Below are 20,318 nucleotides of genomic sequence, written 5' to 3' on the forward strand. Positions count from 1 at the left end.
GGCCGTCAGCGGGGGGTGCAGTGCGCGGTGATGTAGTCGGCCAGATCGCTGACCGTGGTCATCTGGTCCTCGTCCAGATCCTCCACGTCGATCTGGATCTCCAGCTCGTCCTCGATCTCGAGCAGCAGCTCCAACGCGAGGGAGGAGCTGAGGCCCAGCTCGTCCATCAGCTGGGTCCGTTCGGTGACCGGCACCGGTGGCCTGAGCATCCGGGTCAGCAGCGTGGTCATGCTGTCGACGACCTGCGCGCGCAGCTGCGGCGCAATGGCCGTGTCGGGCTCTGTCACTGGACCCTGCGTTCCACCATGGAGTCATCAGAGCAAACGTGATCGGCGGGTGTCAACGGGTGCGACGATCTTCAGCCGGGGTGCCGCGACACCGGTCCGGTTCACCCGATGAGACCGTGCGCCGTCGCGACGTCGTACGGCGCGTCGCCGGCGAGCGCCACCGCGACCCGGTACCCGCCCGGGGTGGCGACGTCGGTGACCCGGTGCACGCCCGCCGGGTCGCCGCACCGCACCACGTCGTCCCGGTGCACCGGCAGCGCCAGGTGGGGCCAGAGCCGGCCCCCGGCGGCCTTGACCACCGCCTCCTTGCGGGCCCACAGCCGGGCGAACCGGTCGGCCCGGGTGGCGGCGTCGGCCCCCGAGGCGACCTGCCGCGCCTCCTCGGCGGCGAAGAACCGGTGGGCCAGGGCCACCGGGTCCAGCCCCGGCGTCGGATGCTGGATGTCCACCCCGACCGCCCGGTCGCCGCCCACGGCCACCGCGACGAGGTCGTCGGAGTAGGACAGGCTCGTCTGCGGCCCGCCCCGGGGACGGGTCAGCGTCGGCTTGCCGTGCCGGCCCCGACGCCAGCTCAGCCGCTCGGGTGGCACGTCCAGGGCCCGGCCCACCAGCAGGCGCAGTGCGCCGTGCGCCACCGTGAACCGGTCCCGGGTGGCCGGCTGGGTGAGCGCCGCCGCGCGGGCCCGCTCGTCCGCGTCGAGCAGCGCGTGGTGCCGGGCCAGCTCGTCCGGGCCCACCCGGGTCGACACGATCCAGATCCGGACGGCGTCGCGCATGGGCCGTACCCTAACGCCGTCGTGGCCCGCAGGCGTCGTCGCGCTCTCGTCGTCCGGTGGTCGCGCCGTGGTCGCCCTGATCCGCCGTCACCGCCCTCTCGTCGTCGCCACATCGTCACCGCGACCTCGTCACCGTCACGCCGTCACCGCCTTCTCGTCACCGCGATCTCGTCACCGTCACGCCGTTGCCGGCCCGACCGGCGGGCGGCGATTTGTGACGTTGACACGTGCCGATCCCCGTTGCTCTGATGGACCGATGTTCCCGCAGACCGCCGAGGCGCAGGTGCTCGTCCCGTTCGCCGGCCCGGGGGCCGGCACCGCGCCGCTGACCTGGGGTCAACTGGCGATCATGCAGGACATGCGGGAGACCGGGTGGACGCACAACGTCAGCGGCGCGCACCCGGTTCCGGCCGGGGTCACCGTGGCGGAGGTGGCGGCGCAGCTCGGCGACCTGATGAGCCGGCACCCGGCGTTGCGGATGCGGCTGGGCACCGACGAGCACGGCGAACCCTGTCAGGTGGTGTCCGCCGCCGGGGAGGTCGCCCTCGACGTGCTGGACGTCCCGGACGACGCCGACCCGGCCGACGTGGCGAAGTTCGCCTACGAGCTGGGCCACGCCCGGCTGCTCGCCCCCTACGACCTCTACCGGGACTGGTCGGTGCGGATGGCGGTGATCCGGCACCGCGGTGTCCTGGTGCACCGGGTGCTGACCCTCGACCACCTGGTGGTCGACGGCACCGCGACCGCCCTGCTGATGGCCGATCTGGGGCTGGTCGACCTGGCGGCCCGGCGCGCGCCCGATCCACGTACCGTGCAGTTGCTCGACCTCGGCCGGCGGGAGCGCACGCCGCCGCTGCGCCGGGTGAGTGACCGGGCGGTCCGGCACTGGGAGGCGCACCTGCGCACCATCGCGCCGACGACCTTCGGCGAGGTCACCAACCCGGCCGGGCGACACGGCCGGCGGTTCTGGCACGGCCGGTTCAGTTCACCCGCCGCCTACCTGGCGGTGCAGGCCATCGCCCGACGGACCAGGACGGACACCTCCCGGGTGCTGCTCGCGGTCATCGCCGTGGCGGTCGGCCGGGCCACCGGGGCCAGCCCGTTGACCGCGAAGCTCATCGTGGGCAACCGGTTCCGGCCGGGTTTCGCCGAGGCCATCGCCCCGCTGAGCCAGAACGGCGTGCTCACCGTGGACGCCACCGACACCACTGTGGACGAAGTGGTCGTCCGGGCCCGTCGGGCCTCCGTCGCCGCCGGGATGTACGCCTACTACGACCCGGTGCAGCTCGCCGAGGCCAGCGCCCGACTCGACGACGAGCGCGGTTATCCGGCCCGGGTCACCTGCCGGATCAACGACCGTCGGGTGGTGACCCGGCAGGCGGCGGAGGACGGCGCGCGGGCCGAGGAGGTGACCCCGGAGCAGATCCGGCGGAAGGCGGCCGAGACGTTCCTGGTCTGGGACGGCACCCTCGACCACCTGCCCGAGCAGGCGTTCATCACCGTCGAGGACCAGCCGGAGACGATCTTCCTCCAGGTGATCTTCGACCTGGGCTGTTTCACCGAGGCCCAGGCGGAGGCGCTGCTGCGCGGGGTGGAGGAGGTGGCCGTCGAGGCGGCCTTCGACCCGGCTGCCCCGACCCGGATCGCCGGCTGACGGTTCGGGTCAGGTCACCGGTCGACCCGGTCCCAGGTCACCGGAAGCTCCTCCAGGCTGCGTACCACCAGGCCGGGCTTGAAGCGCAGCTCCTCCTCGGGCACGGCCAGGCGCAGGCCGGGCAGCCGGCGCAACAACGCGCCCAGCGCCTCCTGCAACTCCATCCGGGCCAGCGCCGCGCCGAGGCAGTGGTGCGGACCGGCGCCGAACGCCAGGTGCGGATTGTCGACCCGGGTCAGGTCGAGGGTGTCCGCCCCGGCGAACACCGACGCGTCCCGGTTGGCCGAGGCGATCGCCGGGAGCACCGGGGTGCCCGCCGGCAGACACACCCCGCCGAGCTCCACCTCCTCGGTGGTCACCCGGGGCAGCAGCACCCCGTTGTCCCCGAGCTGGATGAAGCGGGACAGCTCCTCGACCGCGCGGGCCACCGCGACCGGGTCGTCGCCGCGCAGCCCGGCCAGCTGCTCGGGGTGCCGGGCCAGCACCAGCAGGAACAGGTTGAGCTGGTTGGTGGTGGTCTCGTGGCCGCCGACGAAGATGCCGGCGGTGACCGAGACGAGTTCCCGTTCGGTGAGGTCGTCGTGGGCGTCCCAGGCGTTGATCAGAGCGCTCATCAGGTCGTCGCCGGGCTCGCGACGACGCTCGACGATCATCTCGCCGAACGCGTCCAGGGCGGCCTGCGGGGCCGCCGGGTCGGCGTCCCAGTCACCGACGAGCGCGTCGGACCACTGCCGTACCCGCTCCTGGTCCTGCTCCGGGATGCCGAACAGCTTGCTGATCACGTAGATCGGCAGCGGCGCGGACAGGTGGGGGATCAGGTCGGCCGGCGGACCCGCCGCCACCATGGCGTCGATCCCCCGGTCGACGAGCGCGGCCACCGTCGGGCGCAACGCCTCCACCCGGCGGACGGTGAACGCGTGCGACACCGCCCGCCGCATCTTGGTGTGCCGGGGTGGGTCCATCCCGATCAGCGAGTCCTCGGCGAGCGAACCCAGCTCCCGGGTCGGGCGGTCGGGCCCGGCCGCGGCGGCCCGGCTGAACCGCTGGTCGGTGAAGACCCGGCGGACGTCCGCGTGCCGGGTGGCCAGATAGGCCGACGCCCCGTCGGGCAGCGCGATGGGCGCCACCGGGCAGGTCTCCCGCAGCCGGGTGTAGTCCGGCGACGGGTGGTAGATGGTGGGAGCCGGAGCGAGCGGGTACGGAATGGGCTCTTGCGTCATCGACGACTCCTAGGGTGGTCCGACAGGCCGGTGGTTCAGCTGCGGGGGCGCGCGGCGAGAGCCACCAGCGCCGGCACCACCTCGGCGGGGGTGGGCATCGCGCGGACCCGGTCGCGCATCAACGCCGCGGACCCGCGCCAGGGGCCGTCACCGACCAGGTGGCCGACCAGCTCGCGGAGCGTGTCGTCGTCGGCCCGCGCGGTGGGCAACCAGGTCCCGGCGCCGGTGAGCGCCAACCGCTCGCCGTTGAAGTGCTGGTCGCTGACCTGCGGCAGGATCAGCTGGGGCACCCCGAGGCCGAGTGCCGTCATCGTGGTCCCCGCGCCGCCCTGCTGCACCAGCGCGGCACAGGTCGGCAGCACCAGCCGCAGGGCCAGCGGGCCGTCGACCAGCCGGACGTTGCCCGGCAACCCGCCCCACCCGGCCTGCTGGGCCCGTTCGACAAGCACGACGACCTCGACGTCCAGCCCGGCCACCACCCGGATGACCCGGGGGAGGTCCAGCCGGTCGCTGAGCCCGGCACCGGCCATCATGGTGCCCGCGGTGACACAGACCCGGGGCCGCTGCGGCGGGCGGTGCAGCCAGGACGGCAGGACCGCCGGGCCGTTGTACGGGACGTACCGGACCGGTTGTCCCGGGCGGGTCGCCGGCACCTGCATCGGTGGTGGCACCGGATCGAGCGTCAGCACGCCGGTGAGGTCCACATCGGTGGCGGCGAGCCCGAACCGGCCGGCGAGCGGGCCGAGCACCTCCTCCGGGTCGAGCCGGAGGGTGACCGAGGAGTCCGGCCCCCACAGGTGCTGCACCCCGGGCACGTCCAGCGCGGCCGCGGCCACCGCGGCGGCGAGGTTGAACGGCTCCCAGACCATCAGGTCCGGCTGCCAGGCCCGACCGAAGGCGACCAGGTCGTCGAGGAGGGCGTCGGCGAACCGGACCACGCCGCCGTCCGCGGTGATCGCCGGCTCCACCGCGTCGACCGGCTCGGCGGCGCGGGTGGCCCCGTCCAGGGCGCCCACCGCACCGATCCGGCCCGCGAACGCCTCGGCGAAGTCGAGATCCGCACCCAGCGGCACCGCCGCCAGGCCGGCCGCGGTGATCGCCGGCACCAGCGCGGGATGACTGGCCACCCGTACCTCGTGGCCGGCCGCCTGGAGGGCCCAACCGAGGGGGACGAGGCCGTAGAAGTGCGACCGCCAGCCCCACGTCGACATCAGAATCCGCAAAGCCGCAGTCAAGTCCGACCCATCCGCGCGCGTCACCGGGCTGTCCTGGTGCACAGATGCTAGGCGATGGATGTCGGTACCCGGAAGATCGCCCGGCGTACCAATGGATATTGACGCCGGCCGCACCGATGGCCGAGTCTTACCGGTGCCCGATGTGGACCGCCGACCGACAGGTGGGTAGCTCGTCATGACCGTCGTCTCCGAGCTGCGGGACTATCCGTTCGCGCCGTTCACCGGTGACCTGCCGGCCGAGTTGCTCGACATGGTGGTGTCCGACCCGGTCAGCCGGGTACGGCTGCCCGACGGCCGGCCGGCCTGGCTGGTGCTCGGCTACCAGGACTGCTGCACGGTCCTGGCCGATCCCCGGTTCTCCCGGCTTCCGCCGGGTGCGACCGCGGCCCCCGACGGGGTCGGCCCGCGCGAGCTGAACATGGACGGTCCGGCGCACGCGGTGGTCCGCCGGGTGGCCAGCCGGGCGTTCACCGCCCGCCGCATCGACACGTTCCGCCCGCGGGTGCGCCGGCTGGTGGACGCGCTGATCGACGACCTGCTCGCCGGCCCCCGCCCCGCCGACCTGGTGGCCGCGCTGGTGGCGCCGCTGCCCGTGTACGTGGTCTGCGACGTGCTGGGGGTGCCGGTCGCCGACCGGCCCCGGTTCTACGGCTGGATCGAGGGCCTCAACTCGGTCACCGCGTACGGCTCGGCCGACGCCGCCACCGCGCAGGCGGAGCTACGGGCCTACCTGGCCGGGCAGTTGGCCGACAAGCGGGTGGACCCCGGCGACGACCTGCTCTCGGCCTGGGTGCTCGGCCGGGACGCGCACGAGCTGGTCGACGCTGAACTGGTGGAGCTGGCGATGGGGGTGCTGCTCGGCGGGCTGGAGATCAACTCCACCAGCGCCGGGATCCGCGCGCTGTTCCAGCACCCCGAGCAGTTGGCGAAGCTGCGGGCCCACCCGGACAAGCTCTCCTCGGCGACCGACGAGATCCTGCGCTACACGTCGGTGAGCAGCATGTTCCGGGTCCAGGTGGTGCAGGAGGACCTGACCCTCGGCGGGGTGGCGATGCGCGCCGGGGACTGCGTGATGGCGATCCCGTGGGCGGGCAACCGCGACCCGCGGGTCTTCCCCGACCCCAACGTCTTCGACATCGACCGGGCGCCGACCACCCCGCACCTCACCTTCGGCTTCGGGCCGCACTTCTGCCTGGGCACCGCGCTGGGCCGGATGCAGGTGGAGCTGTCGATCGGCGAGCTGCTGCGACGGTTGCCGGGGCTGACACCCGCGGTGCCGATCGAGGAGATCCCGTGGCGGCACGACCGGATGAACGGCGGCATCGCGTCGTTCCCGGTCACCTGGTGACCGGGAACGACGCACACCCGGCGGTCGGTGCGCCGGACCGGGCGGTCAGTAGTTGTCCACCGCGTTGACCCGGTCCGGCCAGTAGCGCTGGCCGGGCGCGGCGACGTAGTGGTCCCACCGGGGCGCGTCACCGGTCGGGTGGTCGCCGAGCACGGTGATCCGCTGCCCGCGCCGCAGGCCGTCGTAGTCGTTGATCGCGTAGTGCTGGGTCACCCGGTTGTCCCAGATCGCCACGTCGCCGACCCGCCAGCGGTAGCGGCAGGTGAACTGCGGGCCCTCGGAGAACGCGAACAGATACTCCAACAGCGCGTCGCTCTCGTTGCGGCTCAACTGCGGGATGTGCGAGGTGAACAGCCGGTTGACGTACAACGAGCGGCGGCCGGTCTCGGGGTGCACCCGGACCACCGGGTGTTCGGCCCGGCTGGTGAACTCGGTGCCGATCCGGATGACGTGGACGGCGGTCAACCCGTCGAGCAGGTCGCGCAGCGGCGCGGAGAGCGCCTCGTACACCCGGCACTGGTTGGTCCACATGGTGTCGCCGCCGGTCTCCGGCAGCTGGACCAGGTGCAGGATGGAGGCGATCGGCGGGCTCTGGTGGAAGGTCATGTCGGTGTGCCAGACGTCGACCTTGCCACCGTGCTCGGAATCGATCAGGACGATCTCCGGGTGCCCCTCCAACCGGGGCAGGTACGGGTGCAGCTCGACCTCGCCGAAGCGCCGGCCGAAGGCGATGTGCGCCTGCGGCGTCAACCCGGTCTGGCCGGCGACGAAGACCACCTGGTGCGCGAGCAGCAGCCGGTGCAGGTGGGCGAACCCCTCGTCGGTCAGGGTGTTCAGGTCGATGCCGTGGACCTCGGCGCCCAGGGCGCCCGCAACGAGCCGTACCTCCGGCACGAGGGAAGTGGTCATCGGTGCTTCCTCCGGTCTTGGGCGTGGGGCCCGTCGGCGCATTCTTCCACGGGCGTGAATGGGTTCTCCACCGTCGATGTTGACTCCGTCGCACCGCCCTTGAGAACATTCGGGACCGCCGGACGACGGCCACGGCCATCGTGGACGCGTGGCGTGACGGGGAGGCTGTCCGGGTGACGATCGAGACCTCGACCGATGACGACGCGGCGGCACGGCTCGGCCGGCTGACGGACCTGGCGACCCCGTTCGCGGTGCGCACGGCGGTGACCCTGCGGGTGCCGGAGCGGATCGCGGCCGGCACCACCCGCCTCGCCGAGCTGGCCGCCGGGTGCGACGCCGACCCGGACGCCCTGGGCCGGCTGCTGCGCTACCTGGTGCACCGGGGCGTGTTCGTCGAGCCGTCGCCGGGCGAGTTCGCGCTGACCGACGTCGGTGAACTGCTCCGCGACCGTGACGGCGGCGGGCACGGCGGCTACCTGGACCTCGACGGTCTCGGCGCGCGGATGGACCTCGCCTACACCGGGCTGCCGCACGCGATCCGCACCGGCGGGCCGGGCTACCAGGCGGTGCACGGGCGGGACTTCTGGGCGGACCTGGACGCGCACCCGTCCTACCGGGCCTACTTCGACGCGCTGATGCTCAGTCAGCAGCGGTTCACCGCACCCCAGGTGGCGGCGCTCTATCCGTGGGACCAGGTGGGTCACGTCGTCGACGTCGCCGGGGGCGCCGGCGGGTTGCTGCGGGAGCTGCTCGGCACCCACCCGCACCTGCGGGGCACCCTGGTCGACCGGAGCGAGCCGGTGGCGACGGCGGCCCGGACGTTCGCGGCGCACGGGCTGACCGACCGGGTCGACACCGTCGTCGGGGACTTCTTCGCCGAGCTGCCGGCCGGCGCCGACGTCTACGTGGTGTCCCGGGCGTTGACCGACTGGAGCGACACCCACGCGACGGCGATCCTGCGCCGGTGTGCCGAGGCGGCCGGGAAGACCGGTCGGGTGCTGGTGGTGGAGGTGCTGCCGACCGACCCGTACGTGCCGCACCGGTCGCCGTACGACCTGCAGATGCTGGTGCTGGTGGGTGGCCGGGAGCGGGATGTGGCCGACCATGTGGCGCTGGCCTCGGCGGCGGGTCTGGCACCGGTCGGGACCTATCGCGGCACCGACGGACTGACCCTGTTGGAGTTCGCGGCGGACGCCTGATCCGGCGGCCGGTGATCCGACGTTCGTACCGAATCCCGTCGATCGGTGTGACGCACGGTGAGCAGGTCAGCGGATTTCTCTGGGCATCAACCGATTTGATGGTGAATTGGTTCGTGACATTCGTGTTTCTCCATCGGGAGGGCGGTTTTCCGATGGTTGTTCAGGGCGGGACCGGCAGGTAACGTCTCGCGTGGCGGCTGGGCCGAGCCTTTGCGAAAGGGTCGACACGCTATGACGGTTACTGGCTTTACTCGATTTCCGCCCTTTATCGACGACCTTGCCCGTAGTGAATCGGGGCGGCTGCTGCACGCGGAGTTCGAGCGTCGGTGGCCGGAGACGGCCGACCAGTTGGTCGGGATCGCCCGGTACGCCCTGCTGCCGGCGGGCAAGCTGCTCCGTCCGATGATGACGCTGCACGCGGCGGAGGCGGTGGGCGGGTCGCCGTCCGACGTCCTGCCCGCCGCGCTGGGGATGGAGTACCTCCACGTCGCGACGCTCGTGCACGACGACATCATCGACGCCGACACGCTGCGGCGGGGCCGCCCGGCGGTGCCGGTCGCCTTCGGTATCCCCAGTGCCATCGTGGTGGGCGACCACCTCATCTTCACGGCCTTTCAGTCCATTGTGGAATGCGGTGCGGCGGTGCCCCCCGGACACGTCGCCGCCGCCGTCGCGGCCCTGGCCGAGGCGGGCCGGGACCTGTGCCGGGGCCAGATGCTCGAAACGCAACTGGTCGGCGACCTGGACGCGGGCGCCCGGCACTACCGGGAGATGATCCGGTTGAAGACCGGCGCGCTGTTCCGCGCCGTGTGCCACGTCGGCGCGCTGCTCGGCGGCGCCGACCCGCAGCTCGCCGCCGGCCTGGCCCGCTACGGCGAACACCTCGGCATCGCCTTCCAGATCCGCGACGACCTGCTGTCCTACGTGGCCACTCCGGAACAGACCGGCAAGCCGGCGACCAGCGACCTCAACAACGGCCGACCGACCCTGCCGCTGCTGCTCGCCTACGACGCGGCCACCGACACCTCCAGAGTGGAGCTGATGGCGGTGCTGCACCGGCGCGGCGCCGGCCCGGGGGACGTCGAGTGGGTCGCCGGCCTGCTCGACGAGGTCGACGCGGTGCAGGGCGCCCGGCGGCAGATGGCGGAGCACGCCGAGCGGGCCCTGGCGGAGCTGACCGCGCTCGCCCCCTCCGCCAGCACCGACGTGCTCACCGGCATCGCGCACTGGATGACGAGCGAGACGGCGTGAGCACAGCCGGCGCCGTACGCGCGCTGCGGGCCCACGTCGAGACCTGGCGGCCGTACACCCTCTGGTATGTCGGGCTGGTCGGGCTCGCCGGAGCGGCCCTGGCCGACGGCCCGCACCACCCCTGGTTGCTCGCGTCGGCCTGGGCCGCTCCGACCGCCGGCTGGCTCGGCGGCCACTACCTCGGCGACTACTTCGACCGGGAACTCGACGCCGGCAGCAAGCCGCACCGGCCGATCCCGTCCGGCCGGCTGGGCGCCCGCACGGCATCGTGGTGCGGCGGCATCTGCTTCGCGGTCCTCGCGCTGCTGGCGGTGCTCGGCGGGTGGGGCACCACCTCGGCCGCGGTGCTCGCCGCGTTCGGCATCGTCGCCTACAGTCGCTGGTGCAAGGCGCGCGGTATCGCCGGGAACCTGGTCCGGGGCGCGCTCGGCGCGATCGCCCTGCTCTACGGGGCGCTGACCGTCGGGCTCTCTGCGGACCCCGGGTCGACGGTGCCGGTGCTGCTCGCGGCGATGGTCGCGTTCTGGTCGCACGACACGATGTCCAACCTGGTCGGTGCGCTGCGCGACATCGACGGGGACCGGGCCGGTGGCTACCGCACGCTGCCGGTACGCCGGGGTGCGCCGTTCGCGGTCCGCACGGTGCTGGCGCTCTACGCCGTGACCGTCGTCGCCGCGCTCACCGCCGGGCTGCTGGCCGGGCCGGCCGGCCGGGTCGGCTACCTGGCCACGCTGCTGGTCGTCCTGGTCCTGGGGGTCGTCGCGTTGACGCCGCTCGTGACGCACCGCGCCGACATGCCCGTCGTGGTGGCGTTGCGGGCGCACTCCGTCCTGGTCGTCGAGCGGGTGGTGCTGGCCTCGGCCCTGGTCGGGCTGCGGCTCGGCATCGGCATGCAACTGCTGCTGGTGCTGCCGATGGTCGGGTTGACCTGGTGGGCCCAGCACCTGATGCGCGCCCGGCACGAACTCGGCACCGGGCGACCGGCGCTGGCCCTGGCCACCCCCCGCCGCGCCGCCCTGGAGGACGTGTCATGACCACTGTGCCCACCGAGGCTCTCGACGGGGCCATCAGCAACGGCGCCGAGGCACTGCTGCGCCGGCAGCGCCCCGACGGGGTCTTCGGCGACGACCCGCCGGCCTCGGTGCTGGGCACCGCGGGCACGGTCGCCGCCCTGCACGCCGCCGACCCGGTGGGCAGCGCCGACCTCGTCGACGCCGGCACCGGATGGCTGCGCCGGCAGCAGCACGACGACGGCGGCTGGGGTGGCGTGGTGGGGGCCGACAGCGAGGTCGTCGCCACCGCCGTCGCAGTCGCGGCACTGGCCCTGACCGCGCCGGAGGCCAGCGCCGAGGCGATCGCCGCCGGCCGGGCCCGGCTGGCCGCGATGGGTGGCGTCGACACGGTGACCGACCCGGCCATCTCGCTGCTCTGCCGCCAACTGCTCACCCTGGCCGGGATGACCGCTGAGGCCGGTCCGCTGCGTCGGCTGCCGTTGGAGATCGTGCTGTTCGACCGGGTCCGCCGGCAGCGCCTGTCGTTCCGCACCGCGCCGTTCATCGGGCTGGCCCTGATGCAGGCGGACCTACTGCCCACCGGCCGGCTGCGCCGGGCCACCCTGCGTCGGGCCCGCCCGGCGGCGCTGCGGCTGCTGCGCGCGATCTACGACCACGAGGGCCGTACCGGCGCGTTGAGCGAGGACCCGTGGCCCGCCGCCCTGGTGCTGCTCGGCCTGGCCCGCTCGGGCGAGGCCCCGGACATCGCGGCGGCCGTCGTCGGCTGGCTGCGTCGCGCGGTCCGCCCCGACGGCGCCTGGGACGCGGTGACCAACCTGGACCTGACCCGCTCCGGGTACGCGGTGACCGGGCTGATCGCCGCCGGTTACGCCGCCGACCCCCGGCTGGGCCCGACCCGGGACTTCTTCCACGCCACCCAGAAGCCGGCCGCGTTCACGGTGCTGGACGTGCCGCCGGGCGGGTGGAGCTACTCCAACGTGGGCGGCTGGCCGGTGACCCTGGAGTCCGCCGAGATCCTCGCGGCGCTCGCCGGCTATCCCGACGCCGCCGCCGATCCGGTGCTGTGCAGCGGCCTGGCCTGGCTCGTCGGCCGGCAGGACACCCGGGGCTCGTGGAGCCTGTGGGTGCGCGACACCAAGCTCGCCAACGACGGGCCCTGCCCCGCCATCACCAGCCAGGCCGTGCTCGCCCTGCACGAGGCCGGCCGCCCCGACGACGACCCGGCGGTGGCGTCCGCCGCGGCCTGGCTGCTGACCGCCCAGCGGCCCGACGGCACGTTCGAGAACCTCTGGTACCGCGACCACACCTCGGGCACGGCCGTGGTGGTGGCGGCGCTGTCCCGGGTCGGGCACGCCCGGCACGACGTGGTCCGTCGGGCGGCCGGCTGGCTGCGCGACACCCAACTGCCGGACGGGTCGTGGGGGCCGGGCGACGGCACCGCCGGGTCGGTCGAGGAGACCGGCTGGGCCGTCCAGGGGTTGTTGGCCACCGGTGACCCCGGGCACGCCGACGCGGTCGACCGGGGGGTCGGCTGGCTGCTGGCCTCGGTCGGGCCGGACGGCGGCTGGCCACCCACCCGGGTCTGCAACTACATCCGTCACCACCTGCGCTACCCCAACGCGGTGATCACCCAGGCCGTCGCGCTGCGGGCGCTCGGTGAATACCGGCGTGCCATCGCCGGGCGGGCCGGCGTCGCGCCCGGCGCGGTCGCCCGATGAGCGCCGACGTCGTCGTGGTGGGGGCCGGCGCCGGTGGCCTGGCCGCCGCCCGGGCGCTCGGCGCACGCGGGCTGCGGGTGCTCGTGCTCGACCGGCAACGCACCCCCGCGTCGATCGCGAAGGGCGAGATCCTCCAACCCGAGACGGTACGCATCCTCGACGGCTGGGGCGTGCTCGACGCCCTGCGGGCCACCGGCGCGTGCCCGGTCGACCAACTGGCCATCCGCGACCCGCACGGCAGCCCGTTGCTCGCCCTCGACTACCGCACCCTGCCGGGGCGGCACCGGCAGATCCTCTGCGCCGACTACGGCGACCTGCGCGGCGTGCTCGCCGACGGGCTGCCCGCCGCCGTCGAGATCCGTTGGGGGCAACGGGTCACCGGCCCGCTGCGCGCCGCCGACGGCCGGGTCACCGGGGTCCGGTTCACCGGCCGCGACGGCGAGCAGGAGATCCGGGCGGCGCTGGTGGTCGCCGCCGACGGGATGTCCTCGCCGCTGCGCAAGGCCGTCGGCATCGACGTCGAGCGGCGGGAGTACCCGCACGGCCTGGTGGCCTTCGACGTGACCGGGGTGGAGGTGGCCGACGAGGTGTCGGCCTACCGCACCGACCGGGGGCTCTGCCTGGTCTATCCGCTGCCCGGTGGGCGTTGCCGGCTCTATGTCCAGGTGACCCCGGACGAGTTCCGGGGCCGCAGCGCGGCCGACCTGGCCGACTGGTGTGACCGGCTGCTCGCCGAGGTGCCCGCGATCCGGCCGCTGGGGACGGCGCTGCGGGCCAACCTGCACCGGCGGCAGCTCCTCGCGGTCTACCGGCTGCGGGCGGCGCGGTTGACCGTGCCGGGGCTCGCCCTCGTCGGCGAGGCCGCCCACGCGGTGCACCCGATGGCGGCCCAGGGCGTCAACAGCTCCCTCACCGATGCCGAGACCCTGGCAGCCACCCTCACCGCCACCGGTGACCGCCCGGACGACGCCGGGGTGGACCGGGCGCTGCGGGACTTCGACACCGCCCGCCGCCCCCACCTCGACCACGTCGCCACGGTCAGCCACAACGCCGCCCGCATGATCACCAGCGTGTCGGGGCTGCCCCGGCTGCTCGGGGCGCGGATGATGCGGCGCACCGCGGCGAACCCCCGGCTACTCGGGCTGACCGCCGGCAACCTGTCCGGCACGAACGTCCGGCCGCTGTCCCTGGTCGACCGGATGTACCAGCTCGGCGTGCTCGCCGACCGGCACGCCCATTCGCCCGTCCCGGCCCCGCAACGAAGTGAGCGACGATGAGCACTGCGACCACGGTCGGCACCCAGCCGCCGGCCGACCTGTCGATGAACGAGACGCCCTACCCGCCGTTGCCGAGCATCCGGCGGATCGTCGAGAACGGGGCCGGCGCGCTCCAGCGGTATCCGGACCGTACCTCGTCGGCCCTGGTGGGCGCGTTGTCGGCGCGGCTGGGCGTGGGGCCGGAGGCGATCCTCGTCGGGCCCGGCTCGGCCGGGCTGTGCCAGCACCTCGTGCAGGCCCTCGGGCCGAAACCGGAGGTGGTCCACCCGGCGCTGTCCTTCGAGGGCTACCCGCTGATCATCCGCAACGTCGGGGCCCGGGGCGTGCCCGTGCCGATGGACGGCTACCGCCACGACCTGCCCGCGCTGGCCGCCGCCGTGACCGACCAGACCCGGTGTGTGCTGCTGTGCAACCCCAACAACCCGACCGGGGCGGTGCTGCACCGCGACGAGATCGAGGACTTCCTGGCCCGGGTCCCGGCCGACGTGCCGGTCATCATCGACGAGGCGTACCGGGAGTTCGTCACCGATCCGCAGGTGCCCGACGGGATGGACCTCTACCGCGCCCACGGCAACGTCTGCGTCCTGCGGACCTTCTCCAAGGCGTACGGGCTGGCCGCGCTGCGCGTCGGGTACGCGGTGGTGCCACCCCGGGTGACGCCGCTGGCCGCGATGACGGGCGCGGTGTTCTTCCCGAACAGCCTGGCCCAGGCGGCGGCGGTGGCGAGCCTGGACGAGGCGGTCACCCCCGAGCTGACCCGGCGCTGCGCCGAGCTGGCGGTGTCGCGTAGCCGGCTGATCGACGACCTGCGCGGCCTCGGCCTCACCGTGGCCCCCAGCGAGGCGAACTTCGTCTGGCTGCCGCTGGCCGAGCGGGCGACGCCGTTCGCCGACCGGGCCCGCGAGGCCGGCATCCTGGTGATGGCGATCCCCGGCGCGGGGGTGCGGATCACCGTCGGCACGGGCGAGGCGAACGCCCGGCTGTGTGCCTTCGTCCGGACCGCCCTGGCCGCCGGGCTCTGACCAGCCGGCGCGGGGTGGTCACCGGTCGGGTCGCCCCTCGCCTGTCGGGCCGGAGTCGTCACCGGTCGGGTCGCCCGTCGCCTGTCGGGCCGGAGTCGTCACCCGTCGTCCGCGGTGGCGGCGTCCTCCCAGGTGACCAGGCAGAGGTAGCGCAGGTCGGGGTCGTAGTCGGCGGCCACCACCGGCCGGGACCGGCCCGGCTGGTCGGTCAGCCGGCCCAGTAGGGTCCACCACAGGCCGGTGGTCGGCTGTCCCGGCGGCGTGACGGTCACCCCCTCGACGGGGTGCGCCGGCCAGGCCGCGGCGAGGTCGGCGCTCAGCACCACCCGGACGTCGGGACGCCCGGCCGCCAGCGCGGCCAGTTCGGACGCGGCCAGCGCGGCGACCTCGTCGGCCGCCACGTCCGGGTGCTGGCGGACGACGCCCAGCCGGGCCGAAGCGCCCACGACGTCCCCGGTGGACCCCGCCGGACCGGCGGAGTCGGTGCCCGGCCCCACCGGGAGGCCCGCCGGCTCCGCTGCGGTGGCAGCGTCGGGCGGCACCGGGTGCGCGCCCGGTGCGGCAGTGTCCTGCCCGGTGGTGCGGAACAGCAGGGCGACTCCCTGGTGCCGGGCCGGGCCGGGGGTCGACGTGGCGTAGGGCAGGACGGTCTGCTCGACGGCGATCAGCAGGAACCGCCGGCAACCGCCGGACGCCGCGTACGCGTGTGCCAGCCGCAGTGCGCTGAAGGCCGCCGCCGAGCCCTGGTCGCAGACGGCGAACGACAGCGGGGTCCCCGGGCAGACGTGGCTCAGATAGGTGGCGGTGGCCCGGCCGGGCAGCATGTCGTGTCGGGAGAACGCCAGGACGAGCAGGTCCACCGGTTCGTCCGGCGCGAGGAGCGCCCCGATCAACGCCTCGGCCATCTCCGCGTAGGACTGCCCCAGCGACTCGGACGCCGTGTCGAACAGGCCGGCCGGCACCTCCCGCCCGTCCTGTCGGGCCAGGTCCGTCAGGTAGCGTCGGGACCGGTCCCGGTGGACCGGGTCGTGCAGCAGCGCGGCCGGTCCGGGAAAAGCCTGCCGGGCGGCCCGGATCAGGTGCAGGTCGGTCGACGGGGCTGCCGGCACGGCTCTCCTTCCTCACCCCGGTCGGCGCGCACCGACCGGGTCCCTGCGGCACGTGGTCAGTGGGCGAAGACCATCGCGGCGAAGGTCGCGCCGTCGCCGGCCCCGACGGCGGCGACCAGGTAGCGGTCACCCGGGCGCAGCAGGCCGCGTTCGCGTGCCGTCAGGTAGTTGGCGAACGCGTCCGCGCAGAAGACGTGGCCGGTCTCCGGGACGTTGTCCAGCAGCACCCGGTCGCGGGGGAGCCCGATCAGCCGACACAGCCGGTGCCAGGTCACGACGTTGACGTTGTGCGGCAGGACCAGCCGGATGTCGTCGAGGGCCACCCCGGCCACCGTCAGGGCCCGCCCGATCACCTCGGCCAGCGCCGGCCGGTACTCGCGCTGGAACTGGGCGCCGGACGCGCCACCGGCGACGTCGAACTCGCCCCGTTGCGCGCACGCGTAGCCGAGCAGCCGGTCCCGGGGCCCGTCGGCGCTGACCAGGCACGCGGACGCCCCCTCGCTGAAGACCGAGGTCTCCGGGATGAACTGGGCGTCCCGGGTGAACGCCTTCTCCCCGGTGAGGACCAGCGCCAACGGACCGTCGTCCGGCCCGTGCCGCCCGGGTGGTTCGGCGGCCAGGAGCCGGCCGGCCATCTCGATCGCGAGCAACGCGCTGGCACAGGACTGCTGGGTCAGGGTGAAGGCGACCGCATGACCGAGCCCCAGCGCGCGGCAGACGTCGTGCAGCGGGTTGACCGGGTACGGCGTGACGACGGGGAACGCCCGCCCGTACAGGACGAACCGGACCCGGTGCTCCTGCCCGCGCAGGGCGGTGAGCCCGGTCGCGGCGTGCCGCAGCAGGTCGGGCAGCGACAGGTCGGGATCGCGGCGCACCTGGTCCAGACCGTGGAACCGGCGGAACAGCCGGACCTGCATGTCGGTCAGTTCCAGCGGGCCGGCCAGGCTCTCGATCGGGACCCGGCGCTGGGGAAGGTGGACCGAGACCGCGTCGAGCGCCGTCATGCCGACCGGGCGACAACCACAGTGGACGATGCCACCGTCCCTACGTCGTCGACCACCACGCGCTGAATCCCATCAGCGGCGTCCGCCGCTGTCAACGCGTGCGTGCCACAATATCGACGTGGCCCGCTTCCTGTTCGTCGTGCTGCCGGTGGCGTCCCATCTCAACGCCCCGCTCGCCATCGGCCAGGCGCTCCAGGCGGCCGGGCACGAGGTGGCCTGGTGCGGGCCCCGCAGCGACCTGCGTCCGCTGATCGGCCCCGACGCGACGCTCTACCCGACCGGCAAGCGCTACTTCCGCAACGGCGGCGACACCGGCATGGCCTCGGTGCGCAGCCTCTGGGAGGGGCACGTGCTGCCGGTCAACCGGTTCATCCGCGACGCCGCCGACCAGGCCGTCGCGGACTACCGGCCGGACGTCGCCGTCGTCGACCAGTACGCGATGGCCGGTGCGCTGGCCGCGCACCGGCACGGGGTGCCGTGGGCCACCTTCTGCGTCGGCACCCTGGAACTCACCCCGCCGACCCGGGAACTACCCGAGTTCGACGAGTGGGTACGCAGCCAGCTCACCCGGGTCTGGGCGCTGACCGACCTGCCGGTCGACGAGACGATCGACCTGCGCTTCTCGCCGTACCTGGTGATCGGCCTGACCAGCACGGCGTTGACCGGCACGACGCCGCTACCGGCGCGGTGCGTGTTGACCGGCCCGGCCCTGGGCCACCGTCCCGACGCGCCGGCCTTCGCCTGGGACGCCTGGGACCCGGCCCGCCGGCACGTCCTGGTGACCGTCGGGACGATGGCCGAGCACCTGGCGCGGGACTTCTTCCAGCGGATACTGGCGGCCACGGCGCCGCTCGCCGACCAGGTGCAGGTGGTGCTCACCGCCTCGGTCGACGTGCTGCCCGACCCGCCCGCGCACGTGCTGGTCGCCCCCCGGGTGCCGGTGCTGGAGCTGATGCCCCACCTCGACGCGGTGGTCTCCCACGGCGGGCTGGGCACGGTGACCGAGGCGCTGGCCCACGGCGTCCCGGTGGTCGTCGCGCCGATCCGGCACGACCACCCGATGGTGGCCCGGCAGGTGACCGACGCGGGCGCCGGCATCGAGGTCCCGTTCGGGTCGGCCACCCCGGCGGAGCTCACCGCCGCGCTCACCGCCGTGCTCGACGATCCGGGCCACCGGGCGCAGGCCCGCCGGGTCGGTGAGTCGTTCGCCGCCGCCGGTGGCGCGGTCGCGGCGGCCCGGCACCTGGCCGCCCTGGCCGGTGGACCCATCGACCATTGTCCTACGGGTACGGCCACACTAGCCTGACCTGACGCACCCGCGCGGGGGTCGCCGTCCATGGACGACACCGACGTGGCCCGGCGTCGTCGCCGCACGAGGAGGCTCGATGATCGAGGCCACCGGCCTCCGTAAGTCCTACCGGGTCGGGCGTGGTCGCAGCGCCAGCACCGTCGAGGCGGTGCGGGGGGTCGACTTCGCGGTGGGGCGCGGCGAGATCGTCGGCTTCCTCGGGCCCAACGGCGCGGGCAAGTCCACCACCATGAGGATGCTGGCCACGCTGATCCGGCCCGACGGGGGCCGGGCCACGATCGCGGGTGTCGACCTGTTGCGGACCCCCGCCCAGGTCCGCCGGCAGATCGGCTTCGTGGCCCAGGCCAGCGGCACCTACGAGGACTCGACCGCCCGCCGTGACCTGGTGCTCCAGGCCCGGTTGTACGGCTTCGGCAAGGCCGAGGCGCAGCGCCGGGCCGAGGCGGCGATCGGGGCGTTCCAGCTCGACGACTTCGCCGACCGCCGGATCAGGACGTACTCCGGTGGGCAGCGGCGGCGGCTCGACGTCGCGCTCGGGGTCATCCACTCACCCCAGGTCATCTTCCTCGACGAGCCGACCGCCGGGCTGGACCCGCCCAGCCGGGTCCGGATGTGGCAGGAGGTCCGGCGGTTGCGTGCGGAGGGGATGACCGTCTTCCTCACCACGCACTACCTCGACGAGGCCGACACCCTGTGCGACCGGGTGTCCATCATCGACGGCGGTCTGATCGTCGCCGAGGGCACCCCGTCGGATCTCAAGCGGGAGATCTCCGGGGACGTGGTGGCGGTCGACCTCACCCGGGCCGACGTCGTGGACGACGCCGTCGACACCGATCTCCCGGTGGCCACGAAGCTGCTGGCCGAGCAGCCGTACGTGCGCTCGTCGGAGGCCGTCGACGGGACCCTGCGGCTCTATGTGGACAGTGCCGCGACGGCCATCCCGCAGATCATGCGCACCCTGTTGGGCCGGGGGATCGAGCCCGGGGCGATCGAGGCCCGCCGCCCCAGCCTCGACGACGTCTTCCTGGCCAAGACCGGCCGCTCGCTCGAGGAGTGACCGCCGGTGCGAGAGGAGCCGCAGTGAAACTGGTCCGCGACACCTGGCTGATCTTCCAGCAGGAGGTCGGCCTGATGGTGCGCAACCCGGTGATGGTGGCGTTCAGTCTGGCCCAGCCGATCACCTACCTGGTCCTGTTCGCCCCGTTCCTCAAGGTGGTGATGGTCGACCAGGGCGCCTCCTCGTACGCGGACGCCTACCGCATCTACGTGCCCGGACTGTTCGTGGCGATGGGCCTGTTCGGTGGGCTGTTCGCCGGTTACGGGCTGCTGAGCGCCCTGCGCGCCGGCATCATCGACCGGTGCCGGGTGACCCCGGTCAGCCGTACCGCGCTGCTGCTGGGCCGGGCCCTGATGCACGTCTGCCTGAACGTGGTGCAGGCGGTGATCATCACGCTGGTGGCGCTGCCGTTCGGGTTGCGGGTGCACCTGGGCAACCTGCTCATCTCGTATGCCCTGCTGGCGGTGATGGTGCTGCTGAGCACCTCGATCTCGTACGACATCGCGCTGTTGGTGCGCAACGAGAACAGCCTCGGCGTGCTGGTCAACACCGTCGGTCAGCCGATCTCGTTGCTCGCCGGGGTGCTCATCCCGCTCGTGCTTGCACCACTGTGGATCCAGCGGGTCGCGTTCTGGAATCCGTTCGCCTGGGCGACGAACGGCATGCGGGCGCTGTTCAACGGTCAGATCGGCCAACCCGTGGTGTGGCAGGGCGCGCTCATCATGATCGGGCTGGCGGCGGTCAGTCTGGTCTGGTCGTCGCACCTGTTCAACCGCGAGGTCTCCTGACGGCTGCGGTTCGCGGTCCGACGCCTGCGGTTCGCGGTCCGACGGCTGCGGTTCGCGGTCTGACGGCTGCGGTTCGCGGCCCTGCCGGGGCGGATCGTGGCCTGCGACGGGCGGATACCGGGCCGGCGTACCCAGGATTGAT

At 73.8% G+C, this 20,318-nt stretch carries 18 protein-coding genes; 11 read left to right on the forward strand and 7 right to left on the reverse strand.

Going from position 1 to position 20,318, the window contains the following annotated elements:
• Positions 1-5 precede the first annotated feature (5 nt).
• A complete protein-coding gene (locus ACQP1S_RS09400; RefSeq protein ID WP_245722749.1) occupies positions 6-287 on the reverse strand; it encodes a phosphopantetheine-binding protein in 282 nt (93 codons plus the stop codon).
• Between the two features lie 101 nt (positions 288-388).
• Positions 389-1,063 carry a 4'-phosphopantetheinyl transferase family protein gene (locus ACQP1S_RS09405; RefSeq protein ID WP_432905287.1) on the reverse strand — a complete coding sequence of 225 codons (675 nt, stop codon included), beginning with the start codon at positions 1,061-1,063 and terminating at the stop codon, positions 389-391.
• Positions 1,064-1,319: 256 nt separating this feature from the next.
• Here ACQP1S_RS09405 and ACQP1S_RS09410 point away from each other — a divergent pair, with 256 nt between their 5' ends.
• Positions 1,320-2,717, forward strand: a complete 1,398-nt coding sequence (locus ACQP1S_RS09410; RefSeq protein ID WP_091251776.1) for a condensation domain-containing protein — start codon at positions 1,320-1,322, stop codon at positions 2,715-2,717.
• A 14-nt stretch (positions 2,718-2,731) separates the two neighbouring features.
• On the opposite strand, the gene ACQP1S_RS09415 is transcribed toward ACQP1S_RS09410, so the two are convergent.
• Together ACQP1S_RS09415 and ACQP1S_RS09420 are read right to left on the reverse strand one after the other, a co-directional pair.
• Complete coding sequence (locus ACQP1S_RS09415) at positions 2,732-3,937, reverse strand: cytochrome P450 (protein WP_432905290.1); 1,206 nt, start codon at positions 3,935-3,937, stop codon at positions 2,732-2,734.
• Between the two features lie 35 nt (positions 3,938-3,972).
• Positions 3,973-5,160, reverse strand: a complete 1,188-nt coding sequence (locus ACQP1S_RS09420) for a nucleotide disphospho-sugar-binding domain-containing protein (protein WP_432905291.1) — start codon at positions 5,158-5,160, stop codon at positions 3,973-3,975.
• A gap of 187 nt (positions 5,161-5,347) precedes the next feature.
• On the opposite strand from ACQP1S_RS09420, the gene ACQP1S_RS09425 reads away from it, so the two are divergent.
• The gene (locus tag ACQP1S_RS09425; protein ID WP_432905294.1) at positions 5,348-6,520 is read left to right on the forward strand and encodes a cytochrome P450; all 1,173 of its coding nucleotides are present in this window, start codon (positions 5,348-5,350) and stop codon (positions 6,518-6,520) included.
• 45 nt (positions 6,521-6,565) lie between these two features.
• Here ACQP1S_RS09425 and ACQP1S_RS09430 read toward each other — a convergent pair whose 3' ends face one another.
• The gene (locus ACQP1S_RS09430; protein ID WP_091251766.1) at positions 6,566-7,429 is read right to left on the reverse strand and encodes a TauD/TfdA dioxygenase family protein; all 864 of its coding nucleotides are present in this window, start codon (positions 7,427-7,429) and stop codon (positions 6,566-6,568) included.
• A gap of 173 nt (positions 7,430-7,602) precedes the next feature.
• Between ACQP1S_RS09430 and ACQP1S_RS09435 the strand changes: the two genes are divergently transcribed.
• The 6 genes from ACQP1S_RS09435 (at position 7,603) to ACQP1S_RS09460 (ending at position 14,909) form a co-directional block, all read left to right on the forward strand.
• Positions 7,603-8,628, forward strand: a complete 1,026-nt coding sequence (locus ACQP1S_RS09435) for a methyltransferase (protein ID WP_432905298.1) — start codon at positions 7,603-7,605, stop codon at positions 8,626-8,628.
• 231 nt (positions 8,629-8,859) lie between these two features.
• Positions 8,860-9,879 (forward strand): polyprenyl synthetase family protein, encoded by a 1,020-nt coding sequence (locus ACQP1S_RS09440; protein ID WP_432905301.1) that lies wholly within the window; start codon positions 8,860-8,862, stop codon positions 9,877-9,879.
• Positions 9,876-10,913, forward strand: a complete 1,038-nt coding sequence (locus ACQP1S_RS09445) for a UbiA family prenyltransferase (protein WP_432905304.1) — start codon at positions 9,876-9,878, stop codon at positions 10,911-10,913. Before ACQP1S_RS09440 ends, ACQP1S_RS09445 begins: the two co-directional genes overlap by 4 nt.
• The gene (locus ACQP1S_RS09450) at positions 10,910-12,610 is read left to right on the forward strand and encodes a prenyltransferase/squalene oxidase repeat-containing protein (protein WP_432905307.1); all 1,701 of its coding nucleotides are present in this window, start codon (positions 10,910-10,912) and stop codon (positions 12,608-12,610) included. Before ACQP1S_RS09445 ends, ACQP1S_RS09450 begins: the two co-directional genes overlap by 4 nt.
• The gene (locus ACQP1S_RS09455) at positions 12,607-13,887 is read left to right on the forward strand and encodes an FAD-dependent oxidoreductase (protein ID WP_432905310.1); all 1,281 of its coding nucleotides are present in this window, start codon (positions 12,607-12,609) and stop codon (positions 13,885-13,887) included. Before ACQP1S_RS09450 ends, ACQP1S_RS09455 begins: the two co-directional genes overlap by 4 nt.
• Positions 13,884-14,909, forward strand: a complete 1,026-nt coding sequence (locus tag ACQP1S_RS09460) for an aminotransferase class I/II-fold pyridoxal phosphate-dependent enzyme (RefSeq protein ID WP_432905312.1) — start codon at positions 13,884-13,886, stop codon at positions 14,907-14,909. Before ACQP1S_RS09455 ends, ACQP1S_RS09460 begins: the two co-directional genes overlap by 4 nt.
• Positions 14,910-15,007: 98 nt before the next feature.
• Here the strand turns inward: ACQP1S_RS09460 and ACQP1S_RS09465 are convergent, their stop codons facing one another.
• Together ACQP1S_RS09465 and ACQP1S_RS09470 are read right to left on the reverse strand one after the other, a co-directional pair.
• On the reverse strand, positions 15,008-16,018 hold the full coding sequence (locus ACQP1S_RS09465) for a 2-hydroxy-acid oxidase (RefSeq protein WP_432905315.1): 1,011 nt from the start codon (positions 16,016-16,018) through the stop codon (positions 15,008-15,010).
• Between the two features lie 56 nt (positions 16,019-16,074).
• Positions 16,075-17,022: a 3-oxoacyl-[acyl-carrier-protein] synthase III C-terminal domain-containing protein gene (locus ACQP1S_RS09470; protein ID WP_432905318.1), complete on the reverse strand. Its 948-nt coding sequence runs from the start codon at positions 17,020-17,022 to the stop codon at positions 16,075-16,077.
• Positions 17,023-17,140: 118 nt separating this feature from the next.
• Between ACQP1S_RS09470 and ACQP1S_RS09475 the strand changes: the two genes are divergently transcribed.
• The 3 genes from ACQP1S_RS09475 to ACQP1S_RS09485 all read left to right on the forward strand — a co-directional run bounded on the left by ACQP1S_RS09475 (position 17,141) and on the right by ACQP1S_RS09485 (position 20,176).
• On the forward strand, positions 17,141-18,328 hold the full coding sequence (locus ACQP1S_RS09475) for a glycosyltransferase (protein ID WP_432905321.1): 1,188 nt from the start codon (positions 17,141-17,143) through the stop codon (positions 18,326-18,328).
• Positions 18,329-18,407: 79 nt separating this feature from the next.
• Positions 18,408-19,388 (forward strand): ATP-binding cassette domain-containing protein, encoded by a 981-nt coding sequence (locus ACQP1S_RS09480; protein WP_091251749.1) that lies wholly within the window; start codon positions 18,408-18,410, stop codon positions 19,386-19,388.
• Between the two features lie 23 nt (positions 19,389-19,411).
• Positions 19,412-20,176, forward strand: coding sequence for an ABC transporter permease (locus ACQP1S_RS09485; protein WP_432905324.1), 765 nt, complete (start codon positions 19,412-19,414; stop codon positions 20,174-20,176).
• Positions 20,177-20,318: the final 142 nt, after the last annotated feature.

The sequence above is a fragment of the Micromonospora matsumotoense genome, from assembly GCF_050951065.1.
Lineage (GTDB): Bacteria > Actinomycetota > Actinomycetes > Mycobacteriales > Micromonosporaceae > Micromonospora > Micromonospora matsumotoensis.